General features: G+C 57.5%; 14 protein-coding genes and 1 pseudogene. 6 read left to right on the forward strand and 9 right to left on the reverse strand.

Annotation, left to right across the window (positions count from 1 at the left end):
- Positions 1–88: 88 nt before the first annotated feature.
- Genes spt through ACZ1GS_RS12105 form a run of 3 tightly spaced genes read left to right on the forward strand, consistent with a single transcriptional unit; the run spans position 89 to position 2608 of the window.
- Complete coding sequence (spt, locus tag ACZ1GS_RS12095) at positions 89–1288, forward strand: serine palmitoyltransferase (RefSeq protein WP_472695438.1); 1200 nt, start codon at positions 89–91, stop codon at positions 1286–1288.
- Positions 1289–1347: 59 nt separating this feature from the next.
- Entirely contained in the window at positions 1348–1821 is a 474-nt protein-coding gene (locus tag ACZ1GS_RS12100; protein WP_472695439.1) for a hypothetical protein, read from the forward strand.
- A complete protein-coding gene (locus tag ACZ1GS_RS12105; protein WP_472695440.1) occupies positions 1814–2608 on the forward strand; it encodes an enoyl-CoA hydratase/isomerase family protein in 795 nt (264 codons plus the stop codon). The genes ACZ1GS_RS12100 and ACZ1GS_RS12105 overlap by 8 nt, the downstream gene beginning before the upstream one ends.
- An 11-nt stretch (positions 2609–2619) precedes the next feature.
- Here ACZ1GS_RS12105 and ACZ1GS_RS12110 read toward each other — a convergent pair whose 3' ends face one another.
- Genes ACZ1GS_RS12110 through ACZ1GS_RS12125 form a run of 4 tightly spaced genes read right to left on the reverse strand, consistent with a single transcriptional unit; the run spans position 2620 to position 5449 of the window.
- The gene (locus tag ACZ1GS_RS12110) at positions 2620–3018 is read right to left on the reverse strand and encodes a cupin domain-containing protein (protein WP_472695441.1); all 399 of its coding nucleotides are present in this window, start codon (positions 3016–3018) and stop codon (positions 2620–2622) included.
- Positions 3019–3040: 22 nt separating this feature from the next.
- On the reverse strand, positions 3041–3943 hold the full coding sequence (locus tag ACZ1GS_RS12115) for a hypothetical protein (RefSeq protein ID WP_472695442.1): 903 nt from the start codon (positions 3941–3943) through the stop codon (positions 3041–3043).
- A 14-nt stretch (positions 3944–3957) separates the two neighbouring features.
- A complete protein-coding gene (locus ACZ1GS_RS12120; protein WP_472695443.1) occupies positions 3958–4932 on the reverse strand; it encodes a diacylglycerol/lipid kinase family protein in 975 nt (324 codons plus the stop codon).
- Between the two features lie 34 nt (positions 4933–4966).
- A complete protein-coding gene (locus ACZ1GS_RS12125; protein ID WP_472695444.1) occupies positions 4967–5449 on the reverse strand; it encodes a DUF2141 domain-containing protein in 483 nt (160 codons plus the stop codon).
- Between the two features lie 132 nt (positions 5450–5581).
- Between ACZ1GS_RS12125 and lptF the strand changes: the two are divergent.
- Both lptF and lptG read left to right on the forward strand, forming a co-directional pair.
- A pseudogene (gene lptF, locus ACZ1GS_RS12130) lies at positions 5582–6786 on the forward strand (LPS export ABC transporter permease LptF).
- A 36-nt stretch (positions 6787–6822) separates the two neighbouring features.
- Positions 6823–7911 carry an LPS export ABC transporter permease LptG gene (gene lptG / locus ACZ1GS_RS12135; protein ID WP_472695445.1) on the forward strand — a complete coding sequence of 363 codons (1089 nt, stop codon included), beginning with the start codon at positions 6823–6825 and terminating at the stop codon, positions 7909–7911.
- Positions 7912–7913: 2 nt separating this feature from the next.
- Here the strand turns inward: lptG and ACZ1GS_RS12140 are convergent, their stop codons facing one another.
- On the reverse strand, positions 7914–9008 hold the full coding sequence (locus tag ACZ1GS_RS12140) for a fatty acid desaturase family protein (protein ID WP_472695446.1): 1095 nt from the start codon (positions 9006–9008) through the stop codon (positions 7914–7916).
- Between the two features lie 167 nt (positions 9009–9175).
- On the opposite strand from ACZ1GS_RS12140, the gene ACZ1GS_RS12145 reads away from it, so the two are divergent.
- Positions 9176–10333, forward strand: coding sequence for an N-acetyltransferase (locus ACZ1GS_RS12145; RefSeq protein ID WP_472698129.1), 1158 nt, complete (start codon positions 9176–9178; stop codon positions 10331–10333).
- Between the two features lie 10 nt (positions 10334–10343).
- Here the strand turns inward: ACZ1GS_RS12145 and ACZ1GS_RS12150 are convergent, their stop codons facing one another.
- The 4 genes from ACZ1GS_RS12150 to ACZ1GS_RS12165 all read right to left on the reverse strand — a co-directional run bounded on the left by ACZ1GS_RS12150 (position 10344) and on the right by ACZ1GS_RS12165 (position 13098).
- Positions 10344–11180, reverse strand: coding sequence for an alpha/beta hydrolase (locus tag ACZ1GS_RS12150; RefSeq protein WP_472695447.1), 837 nt, complete (start codon positions 11178–11180; stop codon positions 10344–10346).
- Entirely contained in the window at positions 11180–11968 is a 789-nt protein-coding gene (gene xth / locus ACZ1GS_RS12155; protein WP_472695448.1) for an exodeoxyribonuclease III, read from the reverse strand. The genes ACZ1GS_RS12150 and xth overlap by 1 nt, the downstream gene beginning before the upstream one ends.
- Before the next feature lie 23 nt (positions 11969–11991).
- A complete protein-coding gene (gene erpA / locus ACZ1GS_RS12160) occupies positions 11992–12342 on the reverse strand; it encodes an iron-sulfur cluster insertion protein ErpA (protein WP_472695449.1) in 351 nt (116 codons plus the stop codon).
- A 132-nt stretch (positions 12343–12474) separates the two neighbouring features.
- On the reverse strand, positions 12475–13098 hold the full coding sequence (locus ACZ1GS_RS12165; RefSeq protein WP_472695450.1) for a M23 family metallopeptidase: 624 nt from the start codon (positions 13096–13098) through the stop codon (positions 12475–12477).
- Between the last annotated feature and the right edge of the window lie 88 nt (positions 13099–13186).

Consider the following 13186-nt stretch of genomic DNA (forward strand, 5'->3'; position numbering starts at 1 on the left):
CCGCTGTTCCAATCTCCGCATGATCCAGGCTTGGGCGCCTGGCATTGCGATGCTCGAACAGCAGCGGGTGGGCTAAGGGACAAGACAGATGACCGACCTTTTATCAAAATTTGATCCGCTGATCCAGGAGCGGGAAACGCTGCTGGCGACCGGTGTGAAAGACCCGTTTTCGCTGGTGATGGAAGAAGTTAAATCACCGACCGTCGCGGTTTGCAACGGCAAGGAAACCATCCTCCTCGGCACGTATAATTATATGGGCATGACCTTTGATGACGACGTCCGCGAGGCCGGCCTGCAGGCGCTTAAAGACTTCGGATCCGGCACCACCGGTAGCCGGGTCCTCAACGGCACCTATAGTCCGCACAAGGATTGCGAAGACGCGCTCAAGGAATTTTACGGCATGGACCATGCGATGGTCTTTTCCACCGGCTATCAGGCCAATTTGGGCATCATTTCGACATTGGCCGGCAAGGGGGATTATGTGATCCTCGACATTGACAGCCATGCGTCGATTTATGACGGCTGTGCGATGGGCAATGCCGAAATCGTGGCCTTTCGGCACAATGATGTCGAAGCGCTCGAAAAACGGCTCAAACGCCTGCCTGCAGAAGCCGGCAAGCTGGTGGTTCTCGAAGGCGTCTATTCGATGCTCGGCGATGTCGCTCCGCTCAAGGAAATGATCCGTGTCTGCAAGGAAAATGGCGCCATGACCCTGGTCGACGAGGCCCATAGCATGGGCTTTATCGGCGAAAATGGCCGCGGTGTCTGCGAAGATCAGGGCGTGATCGACGACGTGGATTTTGTCATCGGCACTTTCTCCAAAAGCGTCGGCACGGTTGGCGGCTTCTGCGTCTCCAACCATCCCAAGTTTGAAATCATGCGGCTGGTCTGTCGCCCCTATGTCTTCACCGCATCACTGCCTCCCAGCGTCATGGCCACGGCCGCGACATCGATCCGCAAGCTGATGCACAGCGGTAACAAACGGGCGCATTTGTGGGAGAATAGCAAGAAGCTGCACCAGGGCCTGCGCGATCTGGGATTTGAGCTCGGGACGCCCGAAGCCCAGAGCGCGATCATCGCGGTGATCATGCCGGACCTCGAGCGCGGCGCGATGATGTGGCAGGCGCTGTTGCAGGAAGGCCTCTATGTCAATCTGGCACGACCACCGGCGACGCCGGCCAACATGACCCTGCTGCGCTGTTCGCTCTGTGCGGAGCATACCAGCGAACAGGTCGATCAGATCCTCGGGATGTTCGCAGCAGCCGGCAAGGCGGTCGGAGCCATCTGAAGGTGCAGGTTTGCAAGACCATTCTGGCTTCTTTGATAGTCACCGGAATGTCTTGTCTAATGGCCGGTTGCAGTAACGAGAATGCACAAAAGGCTGCGCAGCCGGTTCAAATTTCAACGAGCATCTTGGTTCCGTATCCCGATGCAGCAAGTGTCAGGCTGTTTATCAACGATATGCCTGCGGCCAAGGATGGCAGCGAACGGTCGAGCAATCCGAACGGGCGCCTGTTGTCCGCGAACGAACGCAAGCGTTTTGAATTGGCAATAAGCCAGAAAACAGTCACTTACAGACCGCCAGATGACCAGTCTTTCGGATATGAAGCAGCCTGCTTCATTCCTCACCACTTTTTTCGCTATTATGATGACAAAGCCAATCAACTCGGCGAAATTGCTGTATGCTTCTGTTGTACAGAAGCACGGGCACAGCCCGAGATCGGTCAAAACAACACGGATCATTGGGTCGCGTATGATATGGCCAAGATAGAAAAATTCGTCTCCACCCTCAATTTACCAACGGATATCCATTGTGACTAATTCCATCACCATAGAACAGCGCGGACCGATCGAGATTTTGTCGCTCAATCGGCCGGACAAACTCAACACGATGAACGAGGACATGATCTTTGCGCTGCGGGATTATTTCCGGGCGTTGCAGGATCGCCATGATATCCGGGTCGTGCTGTTCCGCGCCGAGGGCCGGGCTTTTTGTGCCGGGCTTGATATCGGCGCGTGGAAGAATGACGGTTCGCGAGGCCAGGTCCAGCATATCTGGCGGACCCAAAGATCGATTGCCACGGTCATGCAGTTGATGCGGCAATGTCCGCAGCCGATCATCTCTCTGGCGCAAGGGGCTGCCTGTGGCGGCGGATTCTCCCTGCTGCTCGCCAGCGACGTCCGCTTTGGCGCGCCCGATCTCAAGATGAACGCCGCCTATATCAAGATCGGTCTGGGCGGATGCGATATGGGCTCCAGCTATTTTCTGCCCCGACTGGTCGGCTCTTCACTCGCCTCCGAGCTGCTGTTGACCGGCCGGTTCATCCATGCCGATCGCGCCGAAAATCTCGGGTTGCTCAGTGCGATGGTGGCCCCGGATAAACTGCTGGAAACCGGGCTGGAGCTGGCGGACGAGATGCTCGATACCGCGCCAATGGGGCTGCGTCTGACCAAGGACGCGCTCAACCGCAATATCGATGCCCAGAGCTTCGAAGCGGCGATGGCGATCGAAGACCGGCAGCAGGCAATGCTGAGCATGACCGAGGACAGCCGTGAAGCCGCCAAGGCGTTCTTCAGCAAGCGCAAGCCGGATTATAAGGACCGCTAGGCCTGTCCGCGTCAGCGCGGATGGTTTTCGGTGCCCTCTCCGGCGGTGATAAACAGGGCCGTGGCGGGCGCGTCGACATCGGCGGTGTGCCAGACGCCGGGCTGGTTTATCGCATAATCCCCCGCGGCCAGTTCAACGGTCGATTCTGCGCCGTCGGGCCCGTCTTTCTGCGTGAGTGTAATTTTCCCGTCCAGGCATAAAACGACTTCGCTGCCCACCGGATGCACTTCCCAGACATCCCAAGGTTCCTTGAAGCTGTGGATCGCAACCAGTCGTCCGTCCTTGCCATCCGATGCGGTCTGCTCGGCATAATCGGCATACCAGTCCATCTCTCCGGTAAAGTCCGGCAAGGATATCGCGGTTCCGCCCAGTCCCAAATGGATCGGATTCTTCTTGAGATTATGGGCCATATTCTTCTCCCTCAAAGACAGCCTATTTGATCGCGCCTCCGGCAATCAGCCGCGGCAGCATCACCAGCGCGCCCAAAATGGGCCATTTGCGCTGCCAGGGTTTGATAACATAATCGGTACCGGCATGGCGGTTTATCTTCCACGCGAGATAGTCAATGCCCCCAGCATAGGTCCCGGAAGCCTTGGCCAGCCGAGCCAGCGTCAGCATCTTGCCGTTGCGCCGGAGTGTTTTCCAGCGCTTCTCTGCCTCTGCGGTCGACATTTCGACGGATTCCGCCGGATCCTGTTGCTGCAAGGCCACCATCGTCGCCAGACCAAAACGCTCATAGCGTTCCGGATCCGCATCCACCACCGAACCCGGGCGGTTGCCGCGCTCGGCCCGCAACTCGGCCCCATAGGTCAGGCCAAAGCCGTGATGATAGATACGCAGCGGCGTCTGGGGTTGCGTGCCGAGAACAGGGATGGTCAGTTCGAACAAGGTGATCGATGCGCCTTCGATGGCAGCGACGGCCCGTTTGGCTGCCGCTTCGTCAGCGGACCAGACCAGCCGCGATGGCTGGGCAAACCGCGCCCAGACGCTGACCGCACTGGCATCGACACGGTTAAGTTTGTGAAAATCCGCTTCACTAAGCACCGCGACCTTGGCCACCAGACCGTCATGCTCGGCCGGAAAGACATTGGGCGGAAGCAATTGGTTGGCCCGGACCAGCCAGCTTTTGCCATAGGCGGCTTCGTAGCTCGAGACGATCAGATAGAAATCGAGCATCTGCCCGTCCAGCTCGGTGGTTCGCAGACAGGAACCATAGAACAGCACCGCCCGGGACGCGTCGCCATAGCGCTGCGCGACCGCTTCGGCAAAGGCCTGGACGCGCGGGTCTACCGGCTCCGCCAGTTCCGCTTCGATCAGATTTGTCAGAACGCTCACGCGGGGATGATAGCCTAGGCAGCCAGGCGAAGGAAAGAGACCGGCTTGGTCGATTTCAAGATAATCGGCCGCCCTTCCTGTGCGCGGAACAGCTCGCCGTCCATCACCACATTGCTGCCCTCGCCTTCGATCCGGATCATGTCACCCTGTTCGAGATGGATGCCCTTTTGTGCCGTTTTTCCGAGGCGCCCGGACAAGGCGGAGAAAATGAAGCGCAGCAAGACGACCGGCTTGTGGTCAATCGCCATGAACTGCATCCGCCCGACGCGCGCACGCGAACGGGTCAAGCGGCGCATGAGCAATAATTTTTCCAGCGTCGTCACGATCAGAATCGCGAAATTGCCCTGATATTGGCCGTCGCGGATCAGCGAAATGCTGATTGGCGATGGCCTGTTGGGCAGAAACTTGGCCCGGATGCCGAACAGCAGCGACGCCAGCGCCGCAAAAACGGTCAGCACATGCGACGCCGCATTGGGCAGACCCAGCGGATAGATTTTGTGCCGGCAATAGAGAATGAATTCGGACAGCCCAGCGCCGCCGAGGAACATCCCGAGCACCGCCTTGGTGCCTTCCTGGCCATCGGTCAGTTCGATCAGCTCGCGCGCCACCAGGTGCTCATGCAGATCATGTTTGGCCATTTCGACGATCCGTTCGAGCGCCTTGAGCGGATTGCCTTCCGCGCCGAGATCGAGCGCAATCAAATTGGTCTTGCCATTGGGCAGAACCGCCACCGGCGGCGGGTTTTCGCCGAAATGACCACCCTGGTGCAATTCGGTCAGTGCGGCCTGAACCGTGCCATCACCGCCATTGATCACGAGCACCTTGGGCTTGACCCGGGCGATGGTTTTCAGGGCTTTGGTGATTTCATCGACATCATCCACTTCATAGTGGAAAACGTCGCTATTCTTGAGACAGAAACAGCGTACTTCCGGCAAAATCGCGCGATTGCCCGTTGAATTGGGATTCGAAAGTAACGCTACATTGGTCACTATGTCCGCTCCGCCTTTCCGTACGCGACCGCCATCAGAGATATTTCATGTTGATGGTGATCGATTTCACTTCATTGCCCACTGAAAATTTCGTCTTCTTGTAGCTGGGCTTGCCAAGATTAAAGATGTTGATGCTGGGGTTGTTCGACATGCCGCCGCCATCCGACGAGATGTCGGTCTTGCCGTTGCCGTTGAGATCATGCCGGACCGCGATACCGTAAGTGCCGCTTGATGGCACCGGCACACAGACCGTCATGCTCCGCGCACTTGCCGGGGTTTCGATACGATTAAGCCAGGCGCCTTTTTTCAGCCATTCGGCCTTGATCCCCCGATAGCTCTGGACGCGGACCTTGCCGTTGGCTGATTTCAGGCCGTTAATTTTGACCAATACGGCGGGGCCATTGCCCGCCTGGCACTTGCTCAGGTCGTTACTGATTTTCTGCCCACCAGCCATGGCGGGGGCGGAAACAGCCAACAGGGCGGTTGAAAGGGCAGAAAAAGCTGCAAATTTCAACATGACGAAAATACTCCTACTCGTTATACCTGCTTTCAACTGCGGCAGGTCATTAGAATCAGCCCCCTGATATAAGAGACTTAATGATGTTCATTTGCGGCAGAAACATGGTGAGAGGGCGACGATAAGTTGAAATTGTTGAGTTCTACTGACCGCTATATCGCCCGGTTGATCGCGGTTCCGCTGTTTAGCACGCTGGTTATCGCGGCCATGTTGCTGGTGCTCGAAAAGATGCTGCGGCTGTTCGACTTTGTCGCCGCGGAAGGCGGGCCGGTCAGTGTTGTGTGGCGGATGCTGGCCAATCTGATCCCCGAATATCTGTCGCTCGGCATTCCGATCGGCCTGCTACTCGGTATCCTGCTAGCATTTCGCAAGCTCGCCCTGAGCTCCGAACTCGATGTTTTCCGGGCGGTTGGCCAAGGCTATGGCCGGTTGCTCAAGGTCCCCTACATGTTCGCCGTGACCCTGATGCTGGTCAACCTCACGCTGGTCGGCTTTGTCCAGCCCCTGTCCCGCTATTATTACGAAGAATTGCGGTTCGAACTGCGCTCCGGCGCGCTCGGAGCCTCGATCAAAGTCGGTGAATTCACCAAATTGGGCGAGCGGATGACGATGCGGATCGAGGAAAGCCGGGACAATGGCACCCGATTGAGCGGGATGTTCGTCCGCGCGGAGAATAAATCGGGTCAGACCGTGTCGGTCACCGCGAATCAGGCCAGTTTCTCGCGACGGATGACCCCGATACGATCATCTTGCGACTTTCTCAGGGTGTTCTGGTGCACGATGCGCCAAGCTATGAGCAGCCGCGGATATTGAGTTTCAGCAGCCACGATTTGCCGATCGACCTGCCGGATATCGAGGCCTTCCGGTCGCGCGGCGGCAAGAATCTGGAATATACCATCCCGGAACTGGTTCGCGTGGGTCTCGATGAGAATCGCCCCGAGACAGAGCGCAATGAAAGCCGGGCCAATTTCCACTACCGGATGGTCGAGGTGGTCATGATGCTGCTCATGCCGTTGCTCGCCCTCGCGCTCGCGATCCCGCCCAAACGGTCCAATTCGGCGCTCGGCGTGTTTATCTCGATCGTCATGATTGTGACCTATCACAAGGTCAATCAATATGGAGAGGATGTCGGCGCCCTCGGCATTGTCGATCCGATCATCGCCCTGTGGGTGCCCTTTGTCCTGTTTGGCGGGCTTATCCTGTGGATGTATCACATGGTTGCGCATGTTCCCGGCGGGCAGCCCATTGGCGCGCTTGAAAAGGCCTTTTCGCGCTTTGGCGGGGTGTTCAAGGGGATTCTCAACTTCAACCGGAAGCGGGCCGATGTCAAAGAATAGAATAAGCGCGCTCACCGGGCTGGGAGAAAACCGTCCATGAACTTTTTCCCATCCCGAACCCTGGCCTTCTACATGGCCAAAATGTTCGTGCTCCGGACCATCGCCGTGCTCGCGCTGCTGGTGCTGGTCTTGCAAGCGCTTGATCTGCTTGGCGAAAGCGGCAAGATCCTGGCCCATGAAGGCAATGGCGAAGGCGAGCTGTGGACCTATGTCACGCTGCGTGCACCGCAGCTGATTGCCCGTTTTCTGCCCTTTGCGGTCTTGCTTGGCACCATCATTACCGCAGCTACGCTGAACCAGAATAGCGAGGTCGTCTCGATGAAATCCGGCGGGCTATCCGCCCATCAGATCCTCGCCCCCCTGATATTGACCAGCTTTCTGATCGCGATCATATCGTTTCTGTTTAACGAAACAGTCGTCGCACCCGCAACCGACCGGCTGTCCCAGTGGGAAAAGGTTGAGTTCGGCCCGATCCCGGCGGAAAGCAACGTGCGGACTAATATTTGGGTGCGCGACGGCAATAATCTGGTCAATGCGAAAACCGTGATCGGCAAGGGATCGGATGTCGTGCTCCGAGACATCACCATCTACAACCGCACCGGAAACGGGCTAAGAAGCCTGATGCAGGCGGAGGAAGGCCGGTTCACCGGGTCTGGCTGGGCAATTACCGGCGTCACGCGCTTTGATGTTTCTACGGGCACGGAGCAAACCGAAGAGAAACTGACCATCGGCGACAGTTTGCGTCCCGATCAGTTCACGCTTGCCAATGTCAATGCGGAAGGCCTGTCCTTTCCTGACTTGCAGGCAGCCATTGCTGATCTCAAGGCCGCCGGGCGGCCAACCATGGGGCTGGAGGCCAGCCTGTGGCATAAGATATCCGGCCCGCTATCGTCCGTCCTGATGCCACTGCTGGGCGCTGTCGCGGCGTTCGGACTGGCCCGTTCGGGACAGCTTTTTGTCCGCGCAGTACTCGGCATGGCGCTTGGCTTTGCCTATTTCGTGGCCGACAATTTCTCGCTGGCCATGGGTACAATCGGCGCTTACCCACCAATTTTGGCGGCCTGGGCTCCGTTTGTACTGTTCTTCCTTATCGGCGAAACGGTTCTCGTCCGGACCGAAGAATAGCATCAGCGCGCGCTGCCTTGCACCAGACCGGCAACCAGACCCCACAGGCCCTTGTGATTGGCCCGGTAATAGGTCGATTCCTGCGGTAACGCAGCAGCGATCCGGCGGTGGGCTTCGCCCAGCGCATGATAAGGCAGTCCCGGCAGCAGATGATGCAACGCGTGATAGCGCAAGCCAACAGGCGCCCACAGGGCGGGCAACATTGCCGGCGGCGGCACGTTGACACTGTCGAGATATTGGCCGGTCACGCTCATCACTTCGCCATCATTTTCCCACAAATGCGCGACCAGAGTCCGCACCTGATTAAGCACAACCGACCCGGAAGCGATGGCGATCATGATCAGAAATGCGCGCATTGGCAGGATACCGGTTGCCACCATGGTAAGCAGTCCAATCGCCCAGAGGCTCGCGGCTATTTCCTGCGCATACCATTGCTTACGGAAAGCGCCTTCAGGATGGCGGCGGCGGAATTCCGGATTGATCACCAGACCGGAATAGCGCTCAACCACAATCTTCCGCAGCGGCGGAATAATTACGGAAAGCGGCGCGAGGATTGCATAGCGCAGCAACAGGCCGACGGGTGCCAGCGATGCCACGAGGACGAATAACGGCACCGTATAGGGCTTCATCAGCGCGAGCGGCAGATATTCGGGATCCTCGACCGTGCCATAGCGGGTTCTGGCATGATGCAGATTGTGGACGCCTTCATACATGAACGAAGGCAGCAGAAGCGGCACGCCGACCAGGATGTTCCAGCCGAGGCGAAAACCGGGCATTGATGCGTGGCGAATATGAGTCAGCTCATGGATGAAACTGCCGGCGCGATAGAGCGCAAGCACGGAAACAATGCCCGCGGCGATGGCCAGACCGGTGCTGCTCACCAGGATCGCGGCCGCCATGGCGCCATAGCCGACAAGGACCGACAAAAGCAGGTCCGTCCAGTAGATTGCCGGGCGCAAGGCGTGCAGATCCCGCGTCACTTTCGCAGCGGTGCGAATCAGCTCATTGTCATCCTCCATGCGCTGGCGGGCCGGCGTGTCGGATGTTTGTTCTGTTGACCTGTCATTATTCTTGGTCAGGGGGAGCGTGTTTTCCATAATGTCCTGTCTTCGTTTTGCGGTGCTATCACCAGAACATCGTGGCGATATGATGGCAAGCCTGTGATTGTCCGCCTCGGTCCCGCTCTTGACAGGACGGGCGGATTGACGCCACAGCCAGCGCATACCAATATGGTGCCGATGCAGCTTGGAAGGTGCAATACACGATCTTGACGTCTGATATAATCATCAAACCGGTTACCACCAAGGCCCAGACCAAGGCTTTCGTGGATCTGGCCTACCGGCTCAACGCAAGCGACCCCCGCTGGGTTCCACCGCTCAAGTCCGAGGTCTATGCGTTGCTGAGCCCAAAGAAAAACCCGTTCTATGAACATGCGACGGTCCAGCTCCTGCTGGCCGAGCAAGATGGCCGCGTGGTTGGCCGGATCAGCGCTCATTATGACCATCTGTCTTTTGAACAACCGGTCGAGCAGGGACTTGGCCCCGGCACCGGAAACTGGGGACTGCTGGAGGCAGAAAATGCGGCCATTGCAGATGCGCTGATCGCAGCGGCCGAAAGCTGGCTGAAACAGCAAGGCATGCACCGGATCATCGCGCCGATGAGCCTTTCGGTATGGGACGAACCCGGCTTGCTCACCAAAGGCCACGACCATAGTCCAACCGTCATGATGGGGCACCACAACCCGGCTTATCAGCATTGGATCGAAGAGAATGGCTATGCCATGGTCAAGGAGCTGTTCACCTATGACCTGCCGATCGTTGAGGGTTTTCCGCCGTTAATTGACCGGATCATCAAATCGGGCGAACGCAACAGCAAACTGACCATTCGCAAGGTCGACAAGGCGCATTTTGATCGCGAAGCAAAGATCATCATGCATATTCTCAACGATGCCTGGTCGGACAATTGGGGATTCGTGCCGTTGACCGACGGTGAAATTGATCATGTCGGCGTGAAGCTCAAACCGATTGTGTTCGAAGACCTGATCCGGATCGCCGAACTGGACGGCAAACCGGTCGCGTTCATGATCACCCTGCCCGATCTCAATGACCGGACCAAAGACATGAACGGGTCTTTGTTGCCGTTTAACTGGGCCAAATTGCTGTGGTGGCTCAAATTTCCGAAATCCCCAACCATGCGGGTGCCGTTAATGGGCGTGATCAAGGAGCTGCAAAACAGCCGCCTTGCCAGCCAAATGGCATTCATGATGATCGAATATATCCGCCGGGAAGCGGTGGCCGACTATGGCGCGGTGCGCGGGGAGCTGGGCTGGATATTGGATGACAACAAAGGCATGGTCGCCATTGCCGATGCGATTCAGGCCAAGGTCAATCGGGTTTATACGGTGTACGAAAAAGCGATTTGAAAACGGCGCCTCAAGGGACGTTCTGGCCATCCGGATCGCTGCTATTCACAAGGCGCACCGCCTCTTCGCGGATGATCCGGTCAATCCCGCGATCCCACAAGTCATTATGCCCGCCACCCGTCATCGGCTGCGCAACCTTCGGTTGTTTTGCGGCATCAAACAGGCGCTGACCCATGGCAAAGGGAATCAATGCATCAGCGGTACCGTGGATCCAGACCAACGGCATCGCAATGGTATCAATGCGCTCGAGCGAGCGATAGCGGTCCTTGACGAGATATTTGGCGGGCAGGATCGGAAACTGCCGCTGTGCCATGTCGTCCATGCCGGAATAGGCGGCTTCGAGGATCAGGCCAGCCGCGGGATTTTCGGTTGCCAGCCATGTCGCGACGCCGGTGCCAAGGGATTGGCCGACAAGAACGATACGAGACGCGGGATACCGCTTTCGCAGCCAATCATAATTGGCTTGCGCCGCCGCGAACAAAGCAGCTTCACTGGGTGAACCGGCATTGCCGCCATAGCCAGGATAGCCGGCTCCCAAGACGCCTGCCCCTTCCTGCGCCATCATCTGGTACAAGGGCAATCTCAACAAATGAGAACCGGCATTGCCGTGGAAATGGAGGATTATCGGTTGTTGTTCATCCGAGGGTTCATGCCAAAGGGATCGGAGCGGACCATCTTCCGTCTTGGTGATCTCGACGCTGCTAAATCCGGATTGGGCCAGATAGGTATCCGCGAGCGGCTGCTGATCCGGAAAATAGAGCAGGCTGCGCTGGAACAGATAGGCACCCAAGAGCAGGACACAATAAAGGCCAAAGCTAATTGCGGCAGCCGTCAGCAGCATGCGCATCAGAGGTCGAGCTGCACCCAGGTCGGCGCGTGATCGCTGGCTTTTTCCCGGCCGCGATGCTCCTTGTCGACCCCGCAGGATTGCAGGCGATCCGCCGCCAGTGGGCTCAACAGAAGATGGTCGATCCGGAACCCCTGGTCCCGCTGCCATCCGCCGCTGCGATAATCCCAATAGGTCCAGATATTGCCCGCCGGATAGGTCACGCCGAGCGCGTCGGTCCAGCCATCATGCAGGATCCGCTGATATCCGGCCCGGCTTTCGGGTTGCATCAATGCGTCGCTGGCCATGGCCTTGACGGAAAACACGTCATTGTCGCGCGGAATCACATTATAGTCGCCGGCCAGCACCGCCGGAATTTCTTCCTGCCAGATCTCTGCGGCGCGATTGCGCAACCGCTCCATCCATCGCAATTTAAAATCGAATTTCGGTCCCGGCAGCGGATTGCCATTGGGCAGATAGATGCTTGCGACCCGCACATCCTGCCCGTCAGCGCCTTTGATATTGGCTTCGAGATAGCGGCTATGTTCGTCTTCCGGTTCGCCGTCGAGACCCCGTTTGGTTTCTTCCGGAACCTGGTCACGGGCCAGAATAGCGACACCATTGAAACTTTTCTGGCCATGCCAGATCGCGCCATAGCCAATTTTTTCAAAGGCTTCTGCCGGGAAGCCTTCATCCTGGGTCTTGATTTCCTGGAGACAGGCCACGGTTGGCTGGGTTTCTTCCAGCCATTCAAGCAAACGCGGCAGACGCGCCTTGATCCCGTTAATATTGAAACTGGCTATTTTCACTTTGTGCGAACCAACGACCGGCGTCAGACGGAAAAGCTGGAGCCGCAACCGCAACCGGATGCAGCATTGGGGTTGGTGACCTGAAAGGCGCTACCGCCGAGCGATTCGACGAAATCCACGGCACTGCCCCGCACCAGGTCGAGACTGATTTCATCGACCACCAGCGTTACGCCCGCTTCTTCGACGGCGACATCGTCGCTTTCGACGCTTTCGGCCAGACCAAATCGATATTGGAACCCCGAGCAACCTCCGCCTTCGACGGCCAATCGCAAAATAGCAGGTTTCTCCTGCTTTTCCGCAATAGCGGCAACCCGCTTGGCGGCGTTGGGGGTCAGGATGATATCCTGATCGAGAATGGGGTTCGCTTCGGTCATGGTATCAAGATAGGGACTGCCTCTCCGAGAGTCAAAACACACTGGAGAGAATAAGAAAAAAGAGCCGGCAAGCGCTTCAGCTTGACCGGCTCCTTTTGCACCCTCTCCCAAAGGTATTTCGTAATAGCAATATCAGTTGGCAGGACCGCCAAGGGCAACGCCGGGAGTTGCTTTTTGCGCGATCAGAAAATCATTGGACTGCATGAACGGAACCGGATTGACCGCTTCGCCGGCGATCCGGACTTCATAGTGCAAATGGCTGCCGGTGGAACGGCCGGTGGATCCCATGAAGCCGATCAGGTCGCCGCTCTTGACGCGGGCATTGGCCTTTACGTTAAGGCGCGACATGTGGCCGTAGCGGGTTTGAATTTCATTGCCATGGTTGATTTCGATATAGTTGCCATAGCCCCGCACCCATTGCGAGCGGCCGACAATACCGTCGGCTGTTGCGTAAATTGGCGTACCGACCGGGCCAGCCATGTCGATGCCCTTGTGTCGGGCGCGCCGTCCCTTGAATGGGTCAGAGCGAAATCCGAAAGAGCTGGTCAGTTTGAAATCTTCCACTGGCTTGCGCGAGGGGATCATCAGTTTGACTGGTTGCTTCTTGCCTTCGCCAGCCCATTTTTTGAACAGCAGGCGAAAAGCGGGATCGGCATCACCAAGCAAGGGTTCGGCAGATTTGGACTTGAGCGCATCAACCGGAAGGCTGGCATCGGCCGCTTCTTCGGCGGCTATCGCAGCGGGGGAAAAGATCATCGCCGATCCGAGGATGGCAATTGCTGTGACTTTTCTCACAGCCTTTTGAAACAAAAATACTACACTGTCGGTCATAAACTGATCGAGC

This window comes from Parasphingorhabdus sp. W113 (genome assembly GCF_055693205.1).